Here is a 25874-nt window from a genome sequence, read left to right as displayed (position 1 = left end):
AAAATGATAATATCCAAAAGTATTTAACGTATCATTAATTCATCAATAAATTTATGAGCTTTTTCAAGAGTATTTTTCCAAAGTATATATTTTTTGTGTGTAGTTTGTTACAGTTTAAAAAATATTACTAGCTTTGTTCCAAAGTTTCTTATACATTTTTAGTAAGTTATTAAGAAAGGTGGAGGGAATAGACCCTGTGAAACCTTAGCAACCCTTTAATCGTTAAAGAAGGTGCTAAATTCTATCCTGATTATTCAGGAAAAGATAACTCGACATAATTACTCATCCGGTAATTTGTCATTTCCTTTCTTTTTAATTTTCTATAATCCATTCAGAGGTTTTGAATGTTTGATGTATTTGAATTTTAAAATCAATATTAAAATTTAAATTAGAAAATTATGAGTACGCAAAAATTTGCTACAGGAGCTTTACACGCAGGACATGATGTCTCAGCAAATGGAGGAACACGAGCAATTCCTATTTATCAAACAACTTCTTATGTGTTTAATAACGCCGATCATGCGGCCAATTTGTTTAGTCTCTCTGAACCAGGGTTTATTTATACAAGATTAAATAACCCAACCAATGACATCTTAGAACAACGTTTGGCATCTCTAGAAGGAGGGATTGGTGCAGTTGTTACTGCATCGGGTACAGCTGCTATTAATACAGCTTTGTTAACATTGTTGAAATCAGGAGATCATATAGTGGCTTCAAGTAGTCTGTATGGGGGAACCTATAATCTTCTTAATGTTACTTTGCCTAGATTTGGTATTACGACAACCTTTGTAGATGCATCTAAACCAGAAAATTTTAAAAATGCTGTACAAGAAAACACCAGAGTGTTTTTTGTAGAATCTTTGGGAAATCCTAAACTGGATGTTTTGGATTTAAAAGCAATAGCAAAAGAAGCAAAATCATATAAAGTGCCGCTAATTGTAGACAATACAGTGGCTACACCTGCTTTGCTTAACCCTATCGAACATGGCGCGAATATCGTTATTCATTCATTAACTAAGTATATAAGCGGGAATGGAACTTCGTTAGGAGGAGCGATAATAGATGCAGGTACATTCGATTGGTCGAGTGGCAAATTTCCTGAATTTACAGAACCTTCTCAGGGATATCATGGTTTAGTATATCATGAAGCCTTAGGTCCAGCAGCATTTATTGCTAAAGTAAGAGTAGAAGGATTAAGGGATCACGGAGCAGCACTAAGCCCATTCAATGCATTTCAAATTTTACAGGGATTAGAAACTTTAGAAATCAGAATTAAGAAACATAGTGAGAACGCTTTGGCATTAGCCAAGTGGCTGGAAAAGCAAAAAGAAGTTGCTTGGGTTAAATATCCGGGATTAGAGAATGATACTTATTATTCTTTATCTCAAGAATATTTGCCCAAAGGACAAAGCGGTATTGTCACTTTCGGTGTTAAGGGAGGGTTTGATTCTGCCAAAACAATAGCCGATGAGACTAAAATATTTTCACTGTTGGCAAATATTGGAGATTCTAAGTCGCTCATTATTCATCCGGCAAGTACAACACATCAACAGTTAACTGAAGAACAACAAGAATCTACAGGAGTAACTCAGGATTTGATAAGATTGTCTGTTGGTCTTGAGGATATAGAAGATTTAAAAGATGATTTACAGGCTGCTTTTGAAAAAGTGAATGCGGCAGTTAAGTAATTTTTTTTAGAGAATTTTTCCTTCATGTTACAAAACATAAATATATCCAATTTTATCACAGAAAAAGGGAGACGTTTGTCAAATATTTCATTGACCTATGAGGTTTTTGGTAAACCTTTATTTGAGGCGCCAATAGTCTTAGTAAATCATGCGTTAACAGGTAATTCGAATGTATGTGGAGAGAAAGGTTGGTGGAACGGACTTATTGGGGAAAATAAGTGTATTGATACGACTCAATACACCGTATTATCCTTTAATATTCCGGGGAATGGTTATGATGGTGTCGAAAAGCATTTATATGAGGATTATACATTGTTTAATGCTCGAGATATAGCTTCAATTTTTTTAGAAGGATTGGAAAGGTTAAATATAAAAGAGTTGTTTGCAGCTATTGGAGGATCTGTGGGTGGAGGTATTGCCTGGGAATTAGCTGCTCTTAAGCCTGATTTAATAAGGCATCTTATTCCAGTAGCAACAGATTGGAAGTCTACAGACTGGCTAAAAGCTAATTGTTTGGTTCAAGAGCAGATTTTGCTCAATTCAAACAATCCGGTTTATGATGCAAGGTTACATGCAATGCTTATATATAGATCTCCAGAGTCGTTTAAACAAAAATTCAATAGAACTTTTAATGAAGATAGAAACATGTTCAATGTAGAAAGTTGGTTGTTACATCATGGAGAAAAATTACAGAAGCGCTTTACGCTATCTGCTTATAAACAACTTAATCATGTTTTGGCTCATATTGATGTCACAAGGGGTAGAGGCGATTTTTTGGAGGTTGCAAAGACTATTAGCTCAGACATACATTTGATAAGTGTCAATTCTGATATGTTTTTTACCGCAGCCGAAGATACGCAAACCTACAGTCATTTAAAACAGGTTAAAAATAACGTAACTCACGGAGTTATTAACTCGGTTCATGGTCACGATGCATTTTTAATAGAATTTGAACAGTTAAGTGAGTTATTAGAAGATGTTTTTTGAAGGAAAGAAAAAATAAGCGATGAAAGTATTAAAATTTGGAGGTAAATCGTTGGCAAACGGTAAGGGTATTTCTACCGTTGTCGATATTATCAAAGATAAGGTAGAAAGCGGTGAAAGAATTACCGTGGTTCTATCTGCACGTGGGAATACAACCAATGAGTTAGAAAGTATTCTTGAAAAAGCAAAGAATAATAAGAAGTACAAGGAACAATTAGAGGCCTTTAAAAAGTACCAGATATCAGATTTTGAAAACGTAAGTTTTACAGAAGAATTTGAAATTTTGGATAAACTTTTTGAAGGAGTTTCGTTGTTGGGAGATTATAGTAAACGTATCAAGGATCAGGTATTGTCTCAGGGAGAAGTTATTTCAGCGAAATTGATGACACAGTTGCTTGTGGATCAAAAGATAAAGGCCCAATTTACAGATAGTAGGGAGCTTATTATAACAGATGGACAATTTGGAGATGCTCAGCCATTAGACAAGTTGTCAAAAGACAATATAATCTCCCATTTTACGAAGTATAATGGATCTACGGTAAATGTAGTTACAGGATTTATAGCGTCAAATAGTCAAAATGAAACGACTACTTTAGGAAGAAATGGAAGTAATTATACGGCTTCTTTGCTTGCAAATTACCTTGAAGCTGATGAGCTGCAAAATTTCACTCATGTAGATGGAATTTATACCGCAAATCCAGATCTTGTTCCAGATGCAAAAAAAATAGAAAAACTAACTTTTGCTGAAGCGAACGAGCTCGCTTTTTTTGGAGCAAATATATTACATGCCAAAACCATAATTCCGTTAATAGAGAAAGATATTCCCCTTAGAATTTTAAATACTTTTGATCGTGAAAGTCATGGTACTTTAATCACTTCAGAAAAAAGGAAAAAGGGAATTACCTCATTATCGGTTTTAGAAAATGTTGCATTGATCAACCTTCAAGGACGAGGGCTACTTGGTAAAGTGGGTGTAGATGCAAGAATTTTCAGGGCTCTAGCACACGAAAATATAAGTGTAAGTATTATTTCTCAAGGGTCTTCAGAAAGAGGAATTGGTTTTGTTGTTGATGCAGATAAAGCAGTAGAAGCTAAACATATTCTGGAACAAGAATTTGAGTCAGATTTCCATAGAAGAGATGTTAGTGCAATTTCTATCGAAAACGAAGTTTCGGTCATTTCAATTATTGGGCAAGACTTAAGTACTTTTCACAAACCATATAATGCTCTTATAAAAAACCACGTAGTACCACTGTTATTTAATAATACGGTCTCAGGTAAAAATGTAAGTCTGGTAGTACGAAAAAACCAAATGCATAGAGCATTGAATGTGATTCACGGTGAGATTTTTGAAATTTCTAAAAAAATTAACATTGCCGTTTTTGGTCATGGATTGGTAGGTGGTACTTTGATAAATCAAATATTGAAATCGGCAAAACAAATAGAAAAAAGAAAACATATTCTACTTAATGTATTTGCTATTGCAAATTCTAAAAAGGTGCTTTTAGATAAAAACGGTGTTAAAGAAAATTGGATCGAAGAAATTCAGAAACAGGAAAGTGGATATAGTGTTGAAGATGTGGTGAAGTATGCCAATGAACATCATTTGGAAAATTTAATCGCTGTAGATAATACCGCTAGTGAAGATTTTACAAAAAATTATAATTATTTAGTAGCCCATGGTTTCGATCTTGTTTCTTCAAATAAGGTGGCTAATACTTTGAGTTTTGATTTTTATAAAAAGCTACGAACGGTACTCAAAGAAAATCAAAAGCAATATTTGTATGAGACTAATGTTGGAGCAGGACTTCCATTAATAGATACCATCAAGTTGTTGCATCTTTCTGGAGAAAATATTACCAGAATTAAAGGTGTTTTTTCTGGTTCTCTAAGTTATTTGTTCAATACCTTTTCTGTAAAAGACAGGCCATTTAGTGAGGTTTTACAAGAAGCAATTAACAACGGATATACCGAACCCGACCCAAGGGAGGATCTTTGTGGAAACGATGTAGGAAGAAAATTGTTGATTCTTGCCAGAGAGCTCGATTTGGCAAACGAGTTTGAAGATATAACGATTCATAACTTAATCCCCGAAAATTTACGAGACGGTGATGCCAAATCTTTTTTAGAGAAGTTATCTGAGTTGGATCCTATTTATAAAAAAGTTAAAGAAGAGCAAAAACCAGGTTGTGTTTTACGATATATTGGAGATCTTTGGGGAGACTTATCTCAGGAAAAAGGAAATTTGGATGTTAAATTAGTTTCTGTTCCAGAAGGCAGTGCGTTAGGACAAGTAAAAGGTTCCGACTCTATATTCGAAATATATACAGAATCCTACAGAGATCAGCCTATTGTAATTCAAGGAGCAGGAGCAGGGGCTGAAGTTACTGCCAGAGGAGTTTTTGGAGATATTTTAAGACTAGCAGATCGCGAATAATATAATAATACAAAACATGAAAGTACAACTTAAAAGAATCGATAACGACTATCATTTTGAACTTAAAAATGAAAGAGGACATATTACCCATATAGATAGTAAGGCAGAGGTTGGGGGGCATGACCTGGCACCTAGTCCTATGGAATATGTGCTTATGGGAGTCGCAGGATGTAGTGCGATTGATGTTATTTCAATTTTGAAAAAACAAAGACAAGAGATCACAGATTATCGTGCAGAGGTAGATGGGACACGAGTAGAGATCGATGGAGCTAAGCCTTTTAAAGAGATTCATGTCACAGTTTATCTAGAAGGTGATATCGTACCAGAGAAAGCTAAAAGAGCCGCTCAGCTTTCATTCGAAAAATATTGTTCGGTGTCTAAAACTTTAGAGCCAACTGCCGAGATAAAATACAAAGTAGTGGTTAATGACCAAGAAGTATGAGCAAAGAAAAACAACATTTTGAAACCTTAGCGGTAAGAACACAAACCGAAAAAACTCAATTTTTAGAGCATGCTACCCCTATGTATCTCACATCGGGTTTTGTCTTTGAAGATGCAGAAGAAATGAGAGCCTCTTTTGCCGAGGAAAAAGAAAGAAATTTGTACAGCAGGTTTAGTAATCCTAACACCTCAGAGTTTGTAGATAAAGTATGTAAGCTTGAAGGTGCAGAAGCTGGATACGCATTTGCTACAGGTATGGCTGCAGTTTTTTCGACATTTGCCGCATTACTTGATGCTGGTGATCATATTGTTTCAGCAAGATCTGTATTTGGCTCGACGCATTCGTTGTTTACAAAGTATTTTCCAAAGTGGAATATTGAAACTAGTTATTTTCATGTAAATGAAATAGATAAAGTAGAAAGCCTGATTCAGCCTAATACTAAAATTATTTACGCCGAGTCTCCTACAAATCCAGGAGTAGATATATTAGATCTGGAACTGTTAGGGGAGATAGCAAAAAAACACAATTTGTTACTAGTCATCGACAATTGTTTTGCAACTCCTTACTTGCAAAACCCTATACAATTTGGTGCTGATTTAGTTATACATTCTGCGACCAAACTTATTGATGGACAAGGTAGAGTTTTAGGTGGTGTGACTGTTGGTAAAAAAGAATTAATAAGGGAAATATATTTGTTTTCACGTAATACGGGACCTGCATTATCTCCTTTCAACGCTTGGGTGCTATCAAAAAGTTTAGAAACTTTGGCGGTTAGAGTAGAAAAGCATTGTGAAAACGCTTTGAAACTGGCTCAGTTTTTAGAGGAACATCCAAAAGTAAATTGGGTGAAATATCCATTTTTGGCATCACACCCGCAATATAGGGTTGCAAAAAAGCAAATGAGATTGGGAGGTAATATTGTTGCGTTCGAGGTAAAAGGAGGAGTGTCTGGGGGGGAAACTTTTTTTAATAGTATAAAAATGTGTTCACTTTCTGCTAATTTGGGAGATACAAGGACTATTGTAACGCATCCTGCCTCAACAACACATAGCAAATTGAATGATCAAGATAAACAAGCAGTGGGTATAACCAATGGAATGGTTCGATGCTCCGTTGGACTTGAACATATCGATGATATTATAGCTGATTTGGATCAGGCATTGAGAGAATTATAAGAAAAAAAAAGCAGTGAAATTTTCACTGCTTTTTTTTTTCTTATAAATAAAATACTGTTACTGTTTGGTAAGTACAAAAAATTGTTCCCCAGTTATGGCAGCTTCAATATTACCTAACTGCTCTATAGTTCGAGTTTCGTCTATTTCAATTTTCAGGGTCATACTTGTACCTGTTAATTCAACAATCTCATAGTTCTGAGTCTCTCCTTGTACGGTCGTAGTAAGTGTATTGCCGTCTACGGTCCATTCGCCGGAGCCAATAACACTCGGGATAGTTTCTTCAACTTCTACAGGGTCTTGAGTAGGAATAGTTACTGTAGCTACCAAGGTAAAACCACCTGTTGCAGCTACCGTATTGGCGTCATTTTCACTTGTGCCTTCGGTAAAAGTTATACTAGCGTCATAGTCTTTTCCATCTACACTGTAGTCACCGCTTACCGGGACTCCTTGAATAGTGGCAGAAACTTTTCCGTTTTCAGACCTAACGTCAGTAAGATTCCATGTTCCTGGAATCGAAGATTGGTCAATTACTGGGGTGTCATCATCACTGCTACATCCCACAAATAATGATGCAGTAATTAAACATAACAGCAGGCTTAACTTTTTCATCTTAATTTGGATTTTGAGTTTTATAATACTAGATAAACGCTTATCATCTAGGCAATATTGCTTTTCAATATACTTAGAATCTGTTAATTGTTTCCTATCATATTTAACATATTTAAGACTTGAAGCTGTAATATTCTCTAAATTGAATAGACTTTGTTAGTAATATCATAAAAATCGACTAAGGGTATGTTCTATGTGAAATTTTATATATACATTTGTTTTAAATCCTACTAATCCGATAGGATAATAGATTTTTAGAAAAGAGCATGATTTTAGATCAAATGATAATAGACAAAGTAGCTTCAAAAAAAACGACTTATGAAAGCGATAAGTCGTCAGAGAAACCTATTCGCAGTATTGCTAAGGCGGTAAGTTGGAGGGTGATAGGAACCCTAGATACTTTGGTAGTATCGTACATTCTTACTGGAGAAATAGTGCTGGCTACATCTATTGCATCGGTCGATTTTGTGACGAAAATGATTTTGTATTTCTTTCATGAAAGAATATGGAATCGAATAAAGTGGGGAAAATAATTGCATTTTGAAAAAGAGGTAACATCCTGAATCTAATTTAGAGCATGAGTTTTACAGAAAAAGAAATAGAAAATTTAAACAAAGAATTAAAAGAAAAGACTCCGTTAGAAATAGCACAATGGGCCGTTCAACAGGCGAAAAAGCCTGTAGTTACAACAAATTTCAGGCCTTATGAAGCTGCTATTTTAAAGGCTTGTGTAGAGGCTCAAGAAGATATTCCTGTAATTTGGTGTGATTCTGGGTATAATACACCAAATACATATCGCCATGCAGAAGAAGTAATAGCGCAACTAGGATTAAATATCAAATTATATGTGCCAAGACAAACTTCTGCTCATAGAGATGTTATCATGGGTATTCCAGATATAGACGATCCAAAACACAAAGAATTTACCGAGCAGGTAAAGTTAGAGCCATTTAAAAGAGCCATGGCAGATTTTACACCAGATGTGTGGTTTACAAATCTTAGAAAAGGACAAACTGCACTTAGAGATTCGCTAGATATCATAAGTATGGGTAAAGATGGGATTTTAAAAGTGAGTCCGTTTTACTATTACAGTGATGCAGAATTAGACGTATATCTGGAAGAGAATAATTTACCTAATGAGTTTAAATATTTTGACCCAACAAAAGTATTAGAGAACAGAGAGTGTGGGTTGCATACTAACTAAATAAATTACGACGAACGAAGCATGGAAATACTAGAGAAGAAAGTAGAGCAACTAAATGAATTAACAGGAGATTCTGCGGTGACATCATTTTTACAGGTAAATGCCTTAGAGAGCGAAGCCATTTATATTATGAGAGAAGTAGCAGCTCAATTTGAAAGACCTGTTCTTTTATTTTCTGGAGGAAAAGATTCTATTACCTTGGTTAGGTTGGCGCAAAAAGCATTCTATCCTTCAAAAATACCCTTTCCATTATTACATATCGATACTGGTCATAACTTTCCTGAAACTATAGAATTTAGAGATAAATTGGTAGAAGAACTTGGAGTAGAACTTATTGTACGAAATGTTCAGGATTCTATTGATCAAGGGAAAGTAATTGAAGAAAAAGGAAAATATGCGAGTAGAAATAGTTTGCAAACAACCACGCTTCTTGATGCTTTAGAAGAGTTTAAGTTTGATGCAGCTATTGGTGGAGCAAGAAGAGATGAAGAAAAAGCAAGAGCTAAAGAACGTATTTTTTCGGTTAGAGACGATTTTGGGCAATGGGATGAGAAAAATCAACGTCCAGAGTTGTTTGATCACCTTAATGGGAAGATAGATTTAGGTCAGAATGTAAGAGTTTTTCCGATTAGTAATTGGACAGAGCTAGATGTGTGGAGCTATATCGAGAAAGAAGGTATCGAAATTCCTTCAATTTATTTTGCACACAAACGTAAAACCTTCCTCAGAGACGGTATGATCTGGTCTGCAGAAGACAATGTGGTATATCGAGAAGATGATGAAATCGTAGAAGAGAGAATGGTGCGTTTTCGTACTGTAGGAGATATGTCATGTACGGCAGCGGTATTATCTGATGCAGTAACTATAGACAAAGTAGTAGCAGAGATTAGAGATTCTAAAATTTCAGAACGTGGGGCTCGAATAGATGACAAACGATCTGAAGCAGCAATGGAAAAAAGAAAACAACAAGGATATTTTTAAAGAGTTGATAGTTGTCAGTTGTTTAGGTGAATAAACCTGCAACAAACGACAGTCAACCATCAACTAAATAAAATAAGATGGAAGTACTAAAAATAGCAACAGCAGGAAGTGTAGATGATGGGAAAAGTACCCTTATCGGTAGAATTTTATATGATACCAAATCACTTACTACAGATAAATTAGAAGCTATAGAGACTAAGAGTAAAGCTAATGGTTTCGATTATTTAGATTTTTCTTTAGCAACAGATGGGTTAGTTGCAGAACGTGAACAAGGAATCACAATAGATGTAGCGCATATATATTTTTCTACAAAGAAAAAGAGTTATATCATCGCAGATACACCTGGCCATATAGAATATACCAGAAACATGGTTACCGGGGCTTCAACGTCTCAAGCTTCAATTATTTTGGTAGATGCTAGAAAAGGTGTGGTCGAACAAACATACCGTCACTTTTTTATCAATAACTTGTTAAGGGTTAAGGATGTAATAGTAGCCATAAACAAAATGGATTTGGTAGATTTCTCTAAGGAGAAATATGAAGAAGTGAAAACTGATTTTCAAGCGTTGATCGATAAAAGTGAATACAAAGAACAGAATATTACTTTTATTCCGGTAAGTGCTTTGCAAGGTGATAACGTAGTTGATAAATCAGCAAATACTCCATGGTATGATGGGCAAACGTTGCTTGAACATTTAGAAGAATTAAATGCGCAAGATGTTTATGAAAAATCACAAGCTCGTTTTCCAGTGCAAACTGTGATAAGACCTAAAAAGGACGAATTTCATGATTTTAGAGGGTATGCAGGTAAATTGTATGGAGGAGATGTTTCCGTTGGAGATGAAGTAACAATTTTACCATCACTGACCACTTCTAAAATAAAAGAAATTTATTTTTTCGATCAAAAATTTGATACGGCTGGAAGAGGTAGTTCCTGTACAATCACTCTTGAAGATGATGTAAACATAAGTCGTGGTGACATGATCGTGAAATCTGAAGAAAAACCAAGAGTTGAAAAACAATTGGTAGCCACAGTATGTTGGATGGATAGTAAGACCTTAACCCCGGGAACTAATTATTTTATACAAAGTGGGAGCAATAGAATATTGGCTAAGGTTAAAACTATTAGTGGTACCATCGCTACCGATTTTTCAGGAGAGGATACTTCCAAAAATTCACTTGAGTTGAATGAGATTGGAAAAGTTCAGATACAGTTAAGTAAACCTTTAGCGTTTGACTCTTACAGTAATAATAGAGCTTCGGGGTCATTTGTGTTAATAGATTCGCAAACCAATAATACATCTGGAGTAGGATTTATAGAGTAAAAAAATAAAGCCTAATCCTAGATAAAAAACCATAAGTTTTAAAGGTAAAAAATAGAGCATACAAAAGTCATAATTATGTCCTTTTTTGAAGGATTAAAAAAGCCAAACATAAAAAAAGATGCAAAGTTTTAGAACAGAAATAGAAAACCCAATTGTCGAGAAAGACATTATTGAATTAGCAAACAAAATAGAGCTTTTTCATAAAGGGAAGATTGATGAGGAAAAGTTTCGAAGTCTTCGTTTGGCTCGTGGAGTTTATGGTCAGCGTCAAGAAGGCGTGCAAATGATTCGTATCAAGTTGCCATATGGTAAAGTGAAATCAAATCAATTAAAACGTATATGCGAAGTATCTGATGAATATTCAAGAGGTCGATTGCATATCACGACACGCCAGGATATCCAAATACACTATGTAGATTTAAACAGGACTCCAGAGCTGTGGGCAGAGCTTGAAAAAGATGATGTTACGCTTAGAGAAGCTTGTGGAAACACTGTACGCAATGTAACTGCTTCTGAAACTGCAGGGATAGATATCAATGAACCTTTTGATGTTTCTCCATATGCGCATGCGGTGTTCCAAAACTTTTTAAGAAATCCGATTTGTCAGGAGATGGGAAGGAAGTTCAAGGTTTCTTTTTCAGGAACAGATGAAGATACAGGACTATCTTATATGCATGATCTTGGTTTTATAGCCAAAATTGAAGACGGAGTACGAGGTTTTAAAGTAATGTTAGGAGGAGGTCTTGGTTCTCAACCAAGACATGCAGACGAACTCTACAGTTTTTTGCCTGCAGATAAAATAATTCCTTTAATGGAAGGAGTTCTTCGAATTTTTGATCGCCATGGAGAGCGAAAGAGTAGAGCAAAAGCCAGAATGAAATTCTTAATTAAGGATATAGGTTTAGAAGCATTCAAAGATTTGGTTGAAGCTGAGCAAAAGGCAATTGTGAATAAGTCTGTGCCGATAGATGCAGATTCATATGAAGTTTCAGTTCCTGTTGAAGTTCAAACACCAGTTGTTGAAATTAAGGATCAAAAAGCTTATAACCTTTGGAAATCTACAAATGTAATTCCTCAAAAACAGCAAGGTTATGTAGCAATAGGAATTAAAGTATTATTGGGGGATTTTTATACAGATAAGGCTCGGTTATTGGCAGATTTAGTAGAGCAGTATGCTGCTGGAGAGCTTCGTTTATCACTACGTCAGAATATTTTGATTCCATTTGTGAGAGAAGATTTAGTACCCTTCTTTTATCAGGAATTAGGGAAGCTTGGTTTTACAGAAGCTGGATATAACAAAGCAGTAGACATTACAGCTTGTCCTGGAACAGATACTTGTAATTTGGGAATAGCAAGCAGTACTGGTATTGCAGATGAATTGGAAAGAGTGCTTAAGGCAGAGTATCCTCAGTATTTGGAGAAAGAAGATTTGGTAATTAAAATTAGTGGGTGTATGAATGCTTGTGGGCAACATAACATGGCTAATATTGGTTTCCAAGGGATGTCAATTCGTACAAAAGATAAATTAGTAGCTCCAGCACTTCAGGTGTTGCTAGGAGGAGGAAATTTAGGTGATGGAAATGGTCGTTTTGCTGATAAAGTGGTGAAAATACCAAGTAGAAGAGGGCCTGAGGCACTTAGACGTATCTTGAATGATTTTGAGACTAATAGTCCAAATCAACAGTTTGTAGATTATTATTCCGAAAAAGGAGAGAAATATTTCTACGAATTATTAACAGACTTATCTGATGTAGAAAACCTAAAGGCCGAAGATTTTGTAGATTGGGGAAATGAAGAAAAGTATGTAAAAGCTATAGGAGTTGGTGAGTGTGCAGGAGTGGTAATCGATTTGGTAGCTACATTGTTTTTAGAGAGCGAAGAAAAGATTCAAAACGCTAAGGCTTCATTCGATAATGAAGTGTACTCAGATGCTGTATATCATACGTATAGTTCCTTAGTTAATTCTGCAAAAGCTTTGCTTATCGCAGAGAATAAAAAAACCAATACTCATGCAGGTATTATTCGTCAGTTTGATGAACTTTTTGTAGAAACAAATAAAGTTCAGCTTGATGGAAGCTTCGCAGACCTTGTATATCAAATTCAAAAAAATGCACCAACAAAGGACTTTGCTTTAGATTATATTAAAATTGCAGAGGAGTTTTTGTTAAAAGTTCAAAAGTATAGAATGGCTGAGGTTGAGAGCGTATAATGCTATAACTTTGATTAAGTTCTAAAGAAAATTTAGTTGAAGTGAAATGATAAAAATCATTAATGATGAGAAGTAAAACACCGAAATTGACCGTCGTAGGAGCGGGACCTGGAGATCCAGATTTAATAACGCTTAAAGCGATCAAAGCTTTAGAGTCTGCAGATGTGGTGTTGTATGATGCACTTATCAATGAAGATCTGTTGGCCTATGCTCCCGAAGCTGAGAAAATTTTTGTTGGTAAACGAAAAGGATGCTATGCGTACAGGCAAGAACAGATTAATGATTTAATCGTTGCTAGAGCCAAGAGCCATGGTCATGTAGTTCGACTAAAAGGAGGAGATCCTTTTATTTTTGGAAGAGGAGCCGAAGAAATAGATTATGCTAGGGAGCAAGCTATAGAAACACAAATGGTTCCGGGAATATCATCGGCCCTGGCTGTGCCGGCTTATCAAGGGATTCCTTTAACCAAAAGAGGAGCTTCTGAAAGTTTTTGGGTCATTACCGGTACCACAAAATCTCATAAATTATCACAGGATGTTTGCCTGGCAGCTAAATCAAATGCAACTGTGGTAATTTTAATGGGAATGAGTAAGTTGAGTGAAATAGTTAGTATCTTTGCAGCCGAAAACAAAAGCAACGTTCCGGTGGCTATTATTCAAAATGGAACTACTAGAAATGAACAATTTGGATTTGGTACAATTGATACAATAGAGCAAGTGGTTCTGGAGAAAAAATTGTCTTCACCAGCAATAATAGTTATTGGTGAAGTAGTTGAACAAAGAGTAAAACTGGCATCCATTTATCAAGAAGTACAGAAAGAAATTGTATCTTAATAAAATGGGAATGCTGAAATAATGGAGGAAAGAAATAATTTATATCCGGTTTTTTTAAAGGTAAAGAACCTAGAAATCCTAATTGTAGGAGGAGGTAATGTTGCCGAAGAAAAACTAACGTTCTTAACAAAGTCTAGTCCAGATGCTAAAGTCACCATGGTGTCACCAATGTTCAGAGAAGATACAGTCGCATTGGCAAATAAATTTGGAGTAGAAATGATTACCAAAAAGTATCACAGACGTTACTTAAAAGGTAAACACATAGTAATTGCCACTACAGATATTCCTGAGGTTAATATAAAAGTGTACAAGGATTGCAGGAAAAGAAGTAAGTTGGTGAATGTTGCAGATAATCCACCGTATTGTGATTTTTATATGGGAGGTATTGTAACAAAGGGTAACGTGAAGGTAGCTATTTCCACCAATGGGAAATCGCCAACCACAGCCAAAAGATTACGTCAGTTTTTTGAGGAAGTAATTCCTGAAAATATTGATGATTTAGTTAAAAATTTGAATGAATATAGAAAAACAATAAAAGGTGATTTCGAGGAAAAAGTTGAAACACTCAATGAATTCACCAAAGGATTAATAGGAAAAAAAGAAGTTGAACATGATCAAGACTGATATTTTAATCATAGGAGCGGGACCAACAGGGTTGTTTACCGTTTTTGAAGCAGGATTATTGAAGTTGAAAACACATCTAATCGATGCATTACCACAACCAGGAGGACAATGCGCAGAAATATATCCGAAAAAACCAATATATGATATTCCTGGTTTTCCAGAAATTATGGCCGGACAGCTGGTAGATAATTTAATGGAACAAATAAAACCTTTTAGTCCAGGATTTACCTTAGGTGAAAGAGCAGAAACTATAGAGAAGTTAGAAGATGACACGTTTTTGGTAACTACTAATAAGGGGACAAAACATAATGCTCCGGTAGTAGCTATTGCAGGTGGATTAGGTTCTTTTGAACCTCGTAAACCACCAATCCCAAATATTACAGATTTTGAGGATAAAGGAGTTGCTTATATTATTAGAGATCCAGAAGTATATAGAGATAAAAGAGTAGTGATCGCTGGAGGTGGAGATTCTGCATTAGATTGGACCATCTTCTTGGCAGATGTCGCTAGCGAAGTAACCTTAGTACATAGAAGAAACGAATTTAGAGGTGCACTCGATTCAGTAGAGCGAGTAGCAGAACTTTCTAAACTAGGAAAAGTGAACCTGATTACAGAAGCTGAGGTAAAAGAACTGAAAGGTGATGATCACATAACTGCAGTTGGGATTAAGCACAAAACCAAAGGCGACATCCATTTAGATACCGATTACTTTATTCCATTATTTGGATTATCTCCAAAACTTGGTCCTATTGCCAATTGGGGATTAGAGATCGAAAAAAATGCTATAAAAGTTGATAATTCTTATGATTATCAAACTAATATTCCAGGTATATATGCCATTGGAGATGTGAATACCTACAAAGGGAAATTGAAATTGATACTTTCGGGTTTTCATGAGGCAGCGATCATGTGTCAGAGTGCTTATCAAAGAATTCATCCAGACAAAAAATATGTTATGAAATATACTACAGTTGGAGGAGTTGAAGGATTCGATGGTACCAAAAAAGAAGCAAAGAAAGAGGTTGTAAAAGCAATCGTTTAAAAGACAATATTTAGGTTTTTGACCTCACAGGTTGCAAAAATCTGTGAGGTCTTTACTTATATTTGTACGTAGAAAAATATTAATATGTCCGACGTTACCATAAAAATAAAAGATCGAGAAGGTGTAGTTCATGAGGTGCAGGCGCCTACCGATATGAATATGAACCTGATGGAAGTTTGTAAAGCTTATGAGCTTCCCGTAGAAGGAACTTGTGGAGGAATGGCCATGTGTGCATCATGTCAATGTTATGTGTTATCAAATCATAATTTGCCGGAAATGAGTGACGATGAAGATTTAATGTTAGCCGAAGCTTTTTATGTAGAAGATAATAGTCGACTTGGGTGTCAAATACCAATAACTCCAGAATTAGATGGATTAGAGGTAGAATTGGCTCCTGAATCTTAACCAGAAGAATTTCTGGATTATTACAAAATGATTACCTCGAAAACTGATAATTTTATTGAGGAATCATAAAAATTACAAATAAACTTGCATAACAAAAGGTTATAAGTTTAATTTGTAGTCAAAATAACGGTATATCCGTTATGTTCATTAAAGTATTAAATGTTATCAAGAAAGGTGGAGGGAATAGACCCCGTGAAGCCTTAGCAACCCTTTATCTGTTAAAGAAGGTGCTACATTCTATCCGATTGTTTTGTAGGAATAGATAACGAAGATATATAACCAAAGTTATATTTTTCCCATTTTTCTTGATTTGTATTTATTGCTGTAAGTTGTAGGTAACAACCAGGTTTTTGGTATATGATGTTTACTGAGAAATAGAGTTTATAAAGCATAATGTAGTTTGATTGATATGAAAGATATAAGACAAATACTAGAAGAAAAAATCCTTGTACTTGATGGAGCAATGGGAACAATGCTACAACGTCATAAGTTTACTGAAGAAGATTTTAGAGGTGAACGATTTAAAGACTGGCCTACACCTCTTCAAGGGAACAATGACTTATTAAGTATTACACAGCCCGAAGCTATAAAAGAGGTGCATAAATTATATTTTGAAGCTGGGGCAGATATCGTTGAGACTAATACTTTTTCTGGAACTACTATAGCAATGGCAGATTATGAAATGGAGGATTTGGTGTATGAATTAAATTACCAGTCTGCAAAAATTGCAAAAGAAGTCGCAGATGAGTTTACAGCAAAAGAACCTTACAAACCACGTTTTGTTGCTGGCTCTATTGGCCCAACAAACAAAACAGCAAGTATGTCTCCAGATGTTAATGATCCGGGATACAGGGCTGTGAGTTTTGATGAACTAAAAATAGCATATAAGCAACAGGTAGAAGCTTTAATCGATGGAGGCGCGGATATATTGCTGGTTGAAACAGTTTTTGATACTTTAAATGCTAAAGCTGCTCTTTTTGCCATAGAAGAGGTTAAAGACGAACGAGAAATTGACATCCCAATTATGGTCAGTGGAACGATTACCGATGCTAGTGGTAGAACGTTGTCTGGTCAAACGGCAGAGGCTTTTTTGATTTCAGTTTCACATATTCCTATGTTATCTATAGGGTTTAACTGTGCCTTGGGGGCAAATCAACTAACACCTCACTTGGAGGTGTTATCTCAAAAAGCACCTTTTGCGGTGTCTGCTCACCCTAATGCTGGTTTACCTAATGCCTTTGGGGAGTATGATGAAACGCCTGAACAAATGGCGACTCAAATAAAAGAATATTTAGATAAGAGTTTGGTCAATATAGTAGGAGGATGTTGTGGAACCACACCAGAGCATATAGAAGCAATAGCAGATTTAGTAAAAGATTACAAACCACGTTTAGTAAGTGTAGCAGTATAATTATGAATAAAGAGTCAGTACGATACATGAAACTGTCAGGATTGGAACCTCTGGTAATCACTCCCGAATCTAACTTCGTAAATGTTGGGGAACGAACAAACGTAGCAGGATCTCGTAAATTTCTTCGATTAATTAAAGAAGAGAATTATGAAGAAGCACTTTCTATTGCCAGGCATCAAGTAGAAGGAGGGGCACAGATCATCGATATCAATATGGATGATGGATTAATAGACGGTAAAGAAGCAATGGTCAAATTCTTGAATTTGATTGTAGCAGAGCCTGATATTGCTCGGGTACCCATCATGATCGATAGCTCCAAATGGGAAATCATAGAAGCAGGTCTACAAGTGGTGCAAGGAAAATGCGTAGTCAACTCCATCAGTTTAAAAGAAGGAGAGGAAGAATTCGTTAAACATGCAAAAGCTATAAAACGCTATGGAGCTGCTGTAATTGTAATGGCATTTGATGAAGTTGGACAGGCCGATAATTATGAGCGTAGAATCGAAATCGCCAAAAGATCCTATGAGGTGTTGGTAAATAAGGTCAAATTTCCACCAGAAGATATCATTTTTGATTTAAATATTTTTCCTGTAGCTACAGGTATGGAGGAGCATCGCAAAAATGCAGTTGATTTTATTGAAGCTACTCGTTGGGTAAGACAAAATCTGCCGCATTGTAGTGTCAGTGGAGGGGTGAGTAATGTGTCATTTTCCTTTAGAGGGAATAACGTTGTAAGAGAAGCTATGCATTCGGTATTTCTGTATCATGCTATTAAAGCCGGCATGAATATAGGTATTGTTAACCCTGCTATGCTGGAAGTGTATGATGATATCCCTAAAGATTTATTGGAATATGTAGAAGATGTAATTCTTGATAGAAGAGCCGATGCTACAGAAAGGTTATTAGATGTTGCAGAAACAGTAAAAGGGTCTAAAAAAGAAAAAACAGTTGACCTTTCTTGGAGAGAGGAACCCTTGCAGAATAGAATTACAAGGGCTCTGGTAAAAGGAATAGATCAATTTATAGAAGAAGACGTAGAAGAAGCGAGACAAAATGTTGATAAGCCTATCGAAGTTATAGAGGGGCATTTAATGACTGGGATGAATGTTGTTGGTGATCTTTTTGGTTCAGGGAAAATGTTTTTACCTCAGGTGGTAAAATCGGCTAGAGTGATGAAAAAAGCCGTAGCTTATTTATTGCCCTTTATTGAAGAAGATAAAGGAACTGTTACAGAGTCAAATGGAAAAATACTGATGGCTACTGTCAAGGGAGATGTTCATGATATTGGAAAAAACATTGTTTCAGTGGTATTAGGATGTAACAATTATGAGATCGTTGATCTTGGTGTCATGGTTCCTCCCGAAAAAATAATTCAAACCGCCATAGACGAACAAGTTGATATTATAGGGTTAAGTGGTCTTATAACTCCGTCTTTAGATGAAATGGTGTATTTGGCAAAAGAAATGGATCGTAAAAACTTCAATATTCCATTGTTAATTGGCGGAGCTACAACTTCTAAGGCGCATACTGCAGTGAAAATTGATCCGCAATATAAAAATGCTGTTGTTCATGTAAATGATGCTTCCAGAGCTGTAACTGTAGTTGGAGACTTACTGAACAAAAGAAGTAATCAAAAATATATTGGAGATCTAAAGGAAAATTATGAAAAGTTTAGAGATGGATTTCTCAAGAGAACCAAACAAAAAGAATATTTGTCCATAGAAGAAGCTCGAAAGAATAAATATAAAATTGATTGGACAACTTCAGAAATTAGTAAACCCAATCAATTAGGAATTCAAGTAATTGAGGATTTCGATTTAGAAAAGTTACTCCCTTATATCGATTGGACCCCATTTTTTAGATCATGGGATCTTCATGGAAAATATCCTGCGATATTAACTGATGAAATAGTAGGGGAGCAGGCAGAGGTTTTATTTAATGATGCCAAAATACTATTAAACAAGGTTTTAAATGAGAGGCTTCTTAAAGGAAAAGCAGTTTTTGGATTGTTTGAAGCCAACACATTAAACGATGATGATATAGAAGTGCTTAATGGGAAAGGTGTTTTTAGTTTTAGAACTCTAAGGCAACAACTTAAAAAACATGCCGGGAAACCTAATTTTGCATTAGCCGATTTTATTGCACCTAAGGAAAGCGAAATTCAGGATTATATAGGATGTTTTTGTGTGACTGCTGGTTTTGGAACTGAAAAACTTGCAAAGCAATTCGAAGCAGATCATGATGATTATAACTCTATAATGATTAAGGCTTTAGCCGATAGGTTGGCAGAAGCTTTTGCCGAGTATTTGCATGAGAACATACGTAAGGAGCATTGGGGGTATGCAAACCAAGAAAATCTTACCAATGAAGAGCTTATTAAAGAAGAATATAAAGGCATTCGTCCTGCTCCTGGATATCCTGCCTGTCCGGATCATCTCGAAAAACTCACTATTTGGGAGTTGTTAAAAGTAAAAGAAAATATAGGAGTTGAGTTAACCGAAAGCTTAGCCATGTGGCCGGCAGCTTCTGTTTCTGGATACTATTTTGGAAATCAGGAAGCTCGTTATTTTGGTCTTGGAAAAATAAAAGATGATCAAGTTCAGGATTTTGCTAAACGTAAAAATGTTTCTCCCGAGTATGCTCAAAAATGGTTGAGCCCAAATGTTATTGAATAATTATGGATGTCGAAGATTGTATACAACAAATAGACGAGGCTTTTAACGGCCAACCGTGGTATGGTCCTTCACTATTTAAAACCTTAGAAGAGATTCCTGTCATATTTTGGAACCAGACACCAGAAGGAGCTAGTCATTCTATTACAGAACTTGTTTACCATATCATAGATTGGAAAGTGTTTGTCTTAGAGAAATTGAAAGACAATGACACTTATAGCATAGAAATGAATTCGGAAAAAGATTGGAGGCCAAACATATTGAAAGTGGATCAGGGGCAAAAAGATAAAATTCTAAAAGAATTAAAATCTACTCATGAATCTCTTTGTGAATTGCTTGAGGCCAAACCAGATTCGTGGGTAAACGAGTTTACTATGGGAAAAGATTATAGTAATGCGTACATGATAAGGGGTGCTGTTCAGCATGATATTTATCATTTGGGACAAGTAAATATGTTATACAGTCAAATAAAAACGAAACTTAAAAAACACTAGAAACGATAATTGTAGAAAATGAAAGTTACAGATCATATTAAAAATGCAAAAGGGAAAACCTTATTTTCATTTGAATTGATACCTCCACAAAAAGGAAGAAGTATACAGGAATTGTATGATAACATTGATCCATTAATGGAGTTTAATCCTCCTTTTATTGATGTAACTACTTCTAGAGAAGAATTTATTTATATCGACCGTGATGGATTGTTAGATAAAAAACTAACAAGAATGCGTCCTGGTACCGTGGGAATCTGTGCTTCAATTAAACATAAGTACAATGTAGATACTATTCCGCATGTATTGTGTGGTGGTTTTACCAAAGAAGAAACAGAATATTTGCTGGTAGACTGTCATTATCTGGGAATAGATAATGTAATGGCTTTACGAGGGGATGCCATGAAAGAAGAAAAATACTTTACACCTACTCGTGGAGGACATAACTTTGCAAATGAATTGGTAGAGCAGATTGTAAATATGAATAGGGGTCAGTTTTTGCATGAAGTGATAGAAACCGATAATCAGTCTGATTTTTGTGTAGGAGTCGCTGGTTATCCTGAAAAACATATGGAAGCCCCTTCTATTGATTCTGATTTAAGAAGATTAAAACATAAAGTTGATGCTGGGGCAGACTATGTAGTAACTCAAATGTTCTTTGATAATAAAAAGTACTTTGAATTTGTAGAAAAAGCCAAAGAGTCAGGAATAAATGTGCCTATCATACCTGGTATAAAACCTGTGGCGGTAAAAAGACATCTTCAATTACTTCCTCAGGTGTTTAAGCTGGATATTCCAGATGAGTTGGTTAGAGCTGTTGAGCAGTGTAAAACCAATAAAGAAGTAAGAGAAGTGGGAATAGAGTTTGCAATACAACAATCAAAGGAATTAATGGAATATGGTGTGCCGGTATTACATTATTATTCTATGGGTAAATCTGATAATATTAAAAAGATTGCCTCAGCAATTTTTTAACTAATCTGCACGTTCTTCACACTAAGTGAGGATATCAAATTGGTTATTTTACCATTATTGCTACTTTTGCCGGATGACAAATCGGATAGTTTTAGTTTTTTTCTTAGTATGCTTTTTGGGGAATTCTCAGGAAAAAGCTAAGTCATGGTATACGTTAGATGTTACCAATTTTTATGGCACCATTTTAAAACACAACCCCGATATTTCACACTTAATTACGGGTCACCCTTCAGGGGTAATACTTTCTTTTCAGAAAAAAACCTTTGGAGAAGAAGAATGGCAAAGGTTATATAATAACCCTGAATATGGTGTGTCTTTTATGTATAATGATTTGGATAATAGTTATCTAGGTGAACATTTTAGTTTGTATGCACATTATAATTTCTATTTCTTAAAAAGATATTTAATGTTAAGATTAGGTCAAGGTTTTGCCTACAGTACCAACCCTTATGATGAAGATGATAATTTCAGAAATGTAGCCCACGGTTCTCATTTTACAAGTGCAACGTACTTATTATTGAATTTTAAAAAAGAGAATTTATTAAAAGGTTTAGGGCTTCAAGCTGGGTTAGGTGTGGTTCATTATTCTAATGGTAATGCCAAAGCACCAAATAAGAGTACCAATACTTTATTTTTGAATGCAGGACTCACTTATATGCTAGATACTGATACACCAGCTTATAGTGAAAAAGAAAAAGGAATGGTAAAAGGAAGCGAACCTTTTGGATATGGTTTTTTATTTAGAAGCGGAATTAATGAAAGTGATGTCGTTGGATCAGGTCAATTTCCGTTTTACACAATTGGAGCTTTTATAGATAAAAGAATTAATAAAAAGAGCGCCTTTCAATTTGGAACAGAAGTGTTTTTTTCTAAAGCCCTAGAGCGATTCATAGATTTTCGATCTACAGGAGCCTTTAATGATGGAGTGACTGGAGATGAAGATTCGAAAAGAGTTGGGATGTATTTAGGTCACGAATTAAAAGTGAGTAAAGTCTCTCTGTTAACGCAATATGGATATTATGTATATTATCCTTTTGATTTTGAGGGGCAAACATATCTTAGAGCAGGTCTAAGGTATTACTTTACCAAAAATGTATTGGGAGAATTTACGGTTAGGTCTCATGGAGCCAAAGCAGAAGCAATGGAATTCACAATAGGGTATAGATTATGAAAAAAATAGGTTACTTCATTAGTATATTAATCGTGATTTGGGCATGTGATACCGAAAATGCGCCCGATTGTTTCCAAAGAACAGGTAATATTGTTCGTAAAGTTGTCGATGTACCAGATTTTAATAGAATATTGGTGAATCCAAATATTGAGTTGATTATAGAAGAAGGAGAAGAGACATCTGTAATTATCGAGACTGGAGATAATTTGTTGAATGACGTTTCGGCTGTAGTTGAAGAAGGTCGTTTAATTCTAAATGATGATAATGATTGTGCTTTTTTTCGTGATTTTAATCAAACTAAGATTTTTGTAACCGCTCCCAATCTTACAGAAATCAGAAGTGCAACACAATTCGATATCTCTTCGAAGGGTTTACTAAGTTACCCAGACTTAACTCTGTTTTCTGAGACATTTTTTGAAGATACTGGAAATACAACAGGTACTTTTCATCTGGAAATTAGTAATGAAAGTTTAAGAGTAGTTGGAAATAATATTGCTTCGTTTTTTATATCGGGAAATACAGAGTTATTGAATATTAATTTTGCCTCTGGAACAGGAAGATTCGAGGGAGAAAATCTTATCGCCCAAAATGTTGAAATTTTTCATAGAGGAACCAACAAAATTATTATAAATCCTCAACAATCTTTACGAGGATCAATACGAAGTACAGGGGATGTTATTTCAGTAAATGAACCTCCTGTTGTAGAGGTCGAAGCTTTTTTTACTGGGCGCTTAATTTTTCCTTAAGATATGCTACTATATAGTTGTTTTTAAGCGTGGTTATTCCGTAAAAATACTATGGTCTTTGTCTAGTAAATTCTATGAGATTATTCCTAATTTTATGATTATCCCTTGTAAACACATCTCATTAAGGACAAACAAGATGAAAGAAGAACAAAAGATAGTAAGAGGTTCCTTATTGGGTAAAGAAGAAAATTACCTAAAAGAAGAGTTATATGATTTAATCAAAAAGGATGACGTATTATTTGAATTTTTGCAGGAATCTGTGCTTGACGGGATATGGTTTTCAGATTTAGATATACCTGATAATGTGTGGATGAGTCCAGAATATTGGACCACCTTTGGATACGATCCAAAGGAAATGCCTCATAAAGCCGAAGCCTGGCAGAATATTGTATTTGAGGAAGATCTCAAAAATATATATGCCAATTTTGTCGATCATGCCAAAGATCCTACATGTCCATATGATCAAATAGTTAGATTTAGGCACAAATTAGGGCATGTGGTTTGGATAAGGTGTAGAGGTTTTATGCTTAGAGACGATACGGGTAGGCCTGTTAAAATGTTAGGTGCTCACACCGATATTACCCATATTAAAGAAAAAGAGGAAGAACTTAGATTACAAACTGCATTTTTTGAACAAGTAATCGAAGGAACCGATCTGGGAACCTGGCAATGGAATGTGCAAACAGGTGAAACAATTTTTAATGAACGTTGGGCAGAAATTATAGGGTGCCGATTGGAGGAGTTAGAACCAGTTTCTATTGATACCATGAAGAATTATGCCTATAAAAAAGATCTTGAACACTCTAATAAATTATTGCAGAATCACTTCACCGGTAAGACCGTTGTTTATGAATGTGAAGCCAGAATGTTACATAAAAATGGAAGTGTTGTTTGGATATTGGATAAGGGGAAAGTAGTGAGTTGGGATGAAGATGGTAACCCAGAATGGATGGTAGGATCACGTCAAGAAATCACCGAAAGTAAAAAAGCTTATGAGCGCAATCGAACGTTCATAGAACAGGCTCCCACTGCTATCGCTATGTTTGATAGAGATATGAATTATTTGGCTGCTTCCCAAGAATGGTGTAAGGTATTTGATATAGAAAACCAAGAGATCGTTGGTGAATCGCACTATAAAGTGTTACCCACTTACGCTAATAAATGGAAAGTAAGTCATAGAAAATGCCTGGGAGGCACGGTAATTAAAAATGAAGAAGAAAGATTTAAAAAGAGTGATGGTGCTACGCAATGGTTATCTTGGGAATTTCGTCCCTGGTTAACTGATGATGATGTTGTTGGAGGGATAATCATTCATATGTCTGATATTACCAAAATTAAAAGAGAAGAAGAGTTACAATCTCTATTGGTGGTGGCCGAAGATCAAAATAAGAGATTAAGAAACTTTGCACATATCGTTTCTCATAATTTAAAATCTCATTCTGGTAATTTTGAGATGTTATTAGATTTACTAGTCCAAGAAACGCCAGAAGTCAAGGACAATGAAATTATCAGACTTTTTAAAACGGCTTCAGAAAATCTTACCGAAACTATTTCGCATTTAAATGAAGTAGTATTGATGAATACCTCGGTAGACCAAAATTTGGTCAATCTGAAGCTTTGTGAAATAGCAAATAAAACCATAGAAAGTGTTTCGGCCATAGCCACCGAGACTGAGGTTACTATTATAAATAAAATACAACCAGAGGTTACCGTTTTAGGAATCTCTGCGTATCTAGATAGTATATTTCTAAATCTAATCACTAATGGAATAAAGTACAGTTCAAAAAAACGAGATAGTTATGTGTCTTTAACTACAGCTATTGAAGAAGATTTTGTTGTACTTATAGTAGAGGATAATGGTTTGGGCATAAACTTAAAAAAACATAGAGCAAAGTTATTTGGGATGTATAAAACTTTTCATCATAATAAAGATGCCCGGGGGATTGGCCTCTTTATTACTAAAAACCAAATTGAAGCTATGGGAGGTAAAATTGAAGTGGAAAGCGAAGTTGATAGAGGAAGTGCCTTTAAAATCTATTTAAAATATGAAAAAAATTGATATTGCCTGCATTATCGATGATGACCCAATCTTTGTGTTTGGGGTAAAGAAAATTATGGAAATTATAGGGTTTTGTAAGAATTTAATGGTTTTTCAGAACGGAGAAGAAGCATTAAATAATTTAAAAGCTATTATTTCTAATAATGAGAAATTACCTGACGTAATTTTATTAGATCTGAATATGCCCATTCTAGATGGATGGCAGTTTTTAGATGAATTTATTAAAATACCTTGTGAGAAAAAGATAATTATCTACATCGTGTCTTCTTCGGTAGATCCTCAAGATATTTTAAAAGCCAAGACTTATGAATTGGTAAGCGATTATATAGTCAAACCAGTTACCGTCGAAAAACTAAAAGAAGTACTGAGAGATCTAGAACAAGTAGGATAG

The 25874-nt window shown here is 35.2% G+C and carries 23 protein-coding genes and 2 riboswitches; of the genes, 22 read left to right on the top strand and 1 reads right to left on the bottom strand.

What is annotated here, in order from left to right:
* Positions 1-163: 163 nt before the first annotated feature.
* A riboswitch (SAM riboswitch) is annotated at positions 164-271 on the top strand.
* Positions 272-398: 127 nt separating this feature from the next.
* The 5 genes from M0D21_RS11985 to M0D21_RS11965 are packed head-to-tail and all read left to right on the top strand — an operon-like array spanning position 399 to position 6726.
* A complete protein-coding gene (locus M0D21_RS11985) occupies positions 399-1688 on the top strand; it encodes an O-acetylhomoserine aminocarboxypropyltransferase/cysteine synthase family protein (protein ID WP_248329780.1) in 1290 nt (429 codons plus the stop codon).
* Between the two features lie 24 nt (positions 1689-1712).
* On the top strand, positions 1713-2675 hold the full coding sequence (locus M0D21_RS11980) for an alpha/beta fold hydrolase (RefSeq protein ID WP_248329778.1): 963 nt from the start codon (positions 1713-1715) through the stop codon (positions 2673-2675).
* A 19-nt stretch (positions 2676-2694) separates the two neighbouring features.
* Positions 2695-5109, top strand: a complete 2415-nt coding sequence (gene thrA, locus M0D21_RS11975; RefSeq protein WP_248329776.1) for a bifunctional aspartate kinase/homoserine dehydrogenase I — start codon at positions 2695-2697, stop codon at positions 5107-5109.
* A 16-nt stretch (positions 5110-5125) separates the two neighbouring features.
* The gene (locus M0D21_RS11970; protein WP_248329774.1) at positions 5126-5551 is read left to right on the top strand and encodes an OsmC family protein; all 426 of its coding nucleotides are present in this window, start codon (positions 5126-5128) and stop codon (positions 5549-5551) included.
* Positions 5548-6726: a trans-sulfuration enzyme family protein gene (locus M0D21_RS11965; RefSeq protein ID WP_248329772.1), complete on the top strand. Its 1179-nt coding sequence runs from the start codon at positions 5548-5550 to the stop codon at positions 6724-6726. Before M0D21_RS11970 ends, M0D21_RS11965 begins: the two co-directional genes overlap by 4 nt.
* Positions 6727-6783: 57 nt before the next feature.
* On the opposite strand, the gene M0D21_RS11960 is transcribed toward M0D21_RS11965, so the two are convergent.
* On the bottom strand, positions 6784-7335 hold the full coding sequence (locus M0D21_RS11960) for a lipocalin family protein (RefSeq protein ID WP_248329770.1): 552 nt from the start codon (positions 7333-7335) through the stop codon (positions 6784-6786).
* 281 nt (positions 7336-7616) lie between these two features.
* On the opposite strand from M0D21_RS11960, the gene M0D21_RS11955 reads away from it, so the two are divergent.
* The 17 genes from M0D21_RS11955 to M0D21_RS11875 all read left to right on the top strand — a co-directional run bounded on the left by M0D21_RS11955 (position 7617) and on the right by M0D21_RS11875 (position 25874).
* Complete coding sequence (locus M0D21_RS11955) at positions 7617-7868, top strand: DUF2061 domain-containing protein (protein WP_248329768.1); 252 nt, start codon at positions 7617-7619, stop codon at positions 7866-7868.
* A 44-nt stretch (positions 7869-7912) separates the two neighbouring features.
* Positions 7913-8539, top strand: coding sequence for a phosphoadenosine phosphosulfate reductase domain-containing protein (locus tag M0D21_RS11950; RefSeq protein WP_248329766.1), 627 nt, complete (start codon positions 7913-7915; stop codon positions 8537-8539).
* A gap of 21 nt (positions 8540-8560) precedes the next feature.
* On the top strand, positions 8561-9520 hold the full coding sequence (cysD, locus tag M0D21_RS11945; protein WP_262922106.1) for a sulfate adenylyltransferase subunit CysD: 960 nt from the start codon (positions 8561-8563) through the stop codon (positions 9518-9520).
* A gap of 77 nt (positions 9521-9597) precedes the next feature.
* The gene (locus M0D21_RS11940; RefSeq protein WP_248329764.1) at positions 9598-10845 is read left to right on the top strand and encodes a sulfate adenylyltransferase subunit 1; all 1248 of its coding nucleotides are present in this window, start codon (positions 9598-9600) and stop codon (positions 10843-10845) included.
* A gap of 118 nt (positions 10846-10963) precedes the next feature.
* A complete protein-coding gene (locus M0D21_RS11935; RefSeq protein ID WP_248329762.1) occupies positions 10964-13054 on the top strand; it encodes a HEPN domain-containing protein in 2091 nt (696 codons plus the stop codon).
* A gap of 65 nt (positions 13055-13119) precedes the next feature.
* Positions 13120-13887: a uroporphyrinogen-III C-methyltransferase gene (gene cobA, locus M0D21_RS11930; RefSeq protein ID WP_248330440.1), complete on the top strand. Its 768-nt coding sequence runs from the start codon at positions 13120-13122 to the stop codon at positions 13885-13887.
* Positions 13888-13908: 21 nt separating this feature from the next.
* Positions 13909-14511: a precorrin-2 dehydrogenase/sirohydrochlorin ferrochelatase family protein gene (locus tag M0D21_RS11925; protein WP_248329760.1), complete on the top strand. Its 603-nt coding sequence runs from the start codon at positions 13909-13911 to the stop codon at positions 14509-14511.
* Positions 14498-15553 (top strand): NAD(P)/FAD-dependent oxidoreductase, encoded by a 1056-nt coding sequence (locus M0D21_RS11920; protein ID WP_248329758.1) that lies wholly within the window; start codon positions 14498-14500, stop codon positions 15551-15553. The genes M0D21_RS11925 and M0D21_RS11920 overlap by 14 nt, the downstream gene beginning before the upstream one ends.
* A gap of 84 nt (positions 15554-15637) precedes the next feature.
* Complete coding sequence (locus M0D21_RS11915; RefSeq protein WP_248329756.1) at positions 15638-15958, top strand: 2Fe-2S iron-sulfur cluster-binding protein; 321 nt, start codon at positions 15638-15640, stop codon at positions 15956-15958.
* A 159-nt stretch (positions 15959-16117) separates the two neighbouring features.
* A riboswitch (SAM riboswitch) is annotated at positions 16118-16227 on the top strand.
* Between the two features lie 140 nt (positions 16228-16367).
* On the top strand, positions 16368-17369 hold the full coding sequence (locus M0D21_RS11910) for a homocysteine S-methyltransferase family protein (protein WP_248329754.1): 1002 nt from the start codon (positions 16368-16370) through the stop codon (positions 17367-17369).
* Positions 17370-17371: 2 nt separating this feature from the next.
* The gene (metH, locus tag M0D21_RS11905) at positions 17372-20044 is read left to right on the top strand and encodes a methionine synthase (protein WP_248329752.1); all 2673 of its coding nucleotides are present in this window, start codon (positions 17372-17374) and stop codon (positions 20042-20044) included.
* Positions 20045-20046: 2 nt separating this feature from the next.
* The gene (locus M0D21_RS11900; RefSeq protein ID WP_248329750.1) at positions 20047-20535 is read left to right on the top strand and encodes a DinB family protein; all 489 of its coding nucleotides are present in this window, start codon (positions 20047-20049) and stop codon (positions 20533-20535) included.
* Positions 20536-20553: 18 nt separating this feature from the next.
* Positions 20554-21507, top strand: a complete 954-nt coding sequence (metF, locus tag M0D21_RS11895; protein ID WP_248329748.1) for a methylenetetrahydrofolate reductase [NAD(P)H] — start codon at positions 20554-20556, stop codon at positions 21505-21507.
* A gap of 73 nt (positions 21508-21580) precedes the next feature.
* The gene (locus tag M0D21_RS11890) at positions 21581-22678 is read left to right on the top strand and encodes an acyloxyacyl hydrolase (RefSeq protein ID WP_248329746.1); all 1098 of its coding nucleotides are present in this window, start codon (positions 21581-21583) and stop codon (positions 22676-22678) included.
* Complete coding sequence (locus M0D21_RS11885; RefSeq protein ID WP_248329744.1) at positions 22675-23424, top strand: head GIN domain-containing protein; 750 nt, start codon at positions 22675-22677, stop codon at positions 23422-23424. The genes M0D21_RS11890 and M0D21_RS11885 overlap by 4 nt, the downstream gene beginning before the upstream one ends.
* Before the next feature lie 136 nt (positions 23425-23560).
* A complete protein-coding gene (locus M0D21_RS11880) occupies positions 23561-25483 on the top strand; it encodes a PAS domain-containing sensor histidine kinase (protein ID WP_248329742.1) in 1923 nt (640 codons plus the stop codon).
* Positions 25470-25874, top strand: coding sequence for a response regulator (locus M0D21_RS11875; RefSeq protein ID WP_248329740.1), 405 nt, complete (start codon positions 25470-25472; stop codon positions 25872-25874). The genes M0D21_RS11880 and M0D21_RS11875 overlap by 14 nt, the downstream gene beginning before the upstream one ends.

It is taken from the genome of Aquimarina acroporae, from assembly GCF_023195925.1.
Taxonomy (GTDB): Bacteria; Bacteroidota; Bacteroidia; order Flavobacteriales; family Flavobacteriaceae; genus Aquimarina; species Aquimarina acroporae.
The sequence above is the reverse complement of the archived record's forward strand: the minus strand, read 5'-3'. Positions and strand labels throughout refer to the sequence as shown.

Coding starts and splice junctions, on each gene's coding strand:
- M0D21_RS11985 (WP_248329780.1), top strand. CDS start 399: ATGAGTACGCAAAAATTTGCTACAGGAGCTTTACACGCAGGACATGAT.
- M0D21_RS11980 (WP_248329778.1), top strand. CDS start 1,713: ATGTTACAAAACATAAATATATCCAATTTTATCACAGAAAAAGGGAGA.
- thrA (WP_248329776.1), top strand. CDS start 2,695: ATGAAAGTATTAAAATTTGGAGGTAAATCGTTGGCAAACGGTAAGGGT.
- M0D21_RS11970 (WP_248329774.1), top strand. CDS start 5,126: ATGAAAGTACAACTTAAAAGAATCGATAACGACTATCATTTTGAACTT.
- M0D21_RS11965 (WP_248329772.1), top strand. CDS start 5,548: ATGAGCAAAGAAAAACAACATTTTGAAACCTTAGCGGTAAGAACACAA.
- M0D21_RS11960 (WP_248329770.1), bottom strand. CDS start 7,335: ATGAAAAAGTTAAGCCTGCTGTTATGTTTAATTACTGCATCATTATTT.
- M0D21_RS11955 (WP_248329768.1), top strand. CDS start 7,617: ATGATAATAGACAAAGTAGCTTCAAAAAAAACGACTTATGAAAGCGAT.
- M0D21_RS11950 (WP_248329766.1), top strand. CDS start 7,913: ATGAGTTTTACAGAAAAAGAAATAGAAAATTTAAACAAAGAATTAAAA.
- cysD (WP_262922106.1), top strand. CDS start 8,561: ATGGAAATACTAGAGAAGAAAGTAGAGCAACTAAATGAATTAACAGGA.
- M0D21_RS11940 (WP_248329764.1), top strand. CDS start 9,598: ATGGAAGTACTAAAAATAGCAACAGCAGGAAGTGTAGATGATGGGAAA.
- M0D21_RS11935 (WP_248329762.1), top strand. CDS start 10,964: ATGCAAAGTTTTAGAACAGAAATAGAAAACCCAATTGTCGAGAAAGAC.
- cobA (WP_248330440.1), top strand. CDS start 13,120: ATGAGAAGTAAAACACCGAAATTGACCGTCGTAGGAGCGGGACCTGGA.
- M0D21_RS11925 (WP_248329760.1), top strand. CDS start 13,909: ATGGAGGAAAGAAATAATTTATATCCGGTTTTTTTAAAGGTAAAGAAC.
- M0D21_RS11920 (WP_248329758.1), top strand. CDS start 14,498: ATGATCAAGACTGATATTTTAATCATAGGAGCGGGACCAACAGGGTTG.
- M0D21_RS11915 (WP_248329756.1), top strand. CDS start 15,638: ATGTCCGACGTTACCATAAAAATAAAAGATCGAGAAGGTGTAGTTCAT.
- M0D21_RS11910 (WP_248329754.1), top strand. CDS start 16,368: ATGAAAGATATAAGACAAATACTAGAAGAAAAAATCCTTGTACTTGAT.
- metH (WP_248329752.1), top strand. CDS start 17,372: ATGAATAAAGAGTCAGTACGATACATGAAACTGTCAGGATTGGAACCT.
- M0D21_RS11900 (WP_248329750.1), top strand. CDS start 20,047: ATGGATGTCGAAGATTGTATACAACAAATAGACGAGGCTTTTAACGGC.
- metF (WP_248329748.1), top strand. CDS start 20,554: ATGAAAGTTACAGATCATATTAAAAATGCAAAAGGGAAAACCTTATTT.
- M0D21_RS11890 (WP_248329746.1), top strand. CDS start 21,581: ATGACAAATCGGATAGTTTTAGTTTTTTTCTTAGTATGCTTTTTGGGG.
- M0D21_RS11885 (WP_248329744.1), top strand. CDS start 22,675: ATGAAAAAAATAGGTTACTTCATTAGTATATTAATCGTGATTTGGGCA.
- M0D21_RS11880 (WP_248329742.1), top strand. CDS start 23,561: ATGAAAGAAGAACAAAAGATAGTAAGAGGTTCCTTATTGGGTAAAGAA.
- M0D21_RS11875 (WP_248329740.1), top strand. CDS start 25,470: ATGAAAAAAATTGATATTGCCTGCATTATCGATGATGACCCAATCTTT.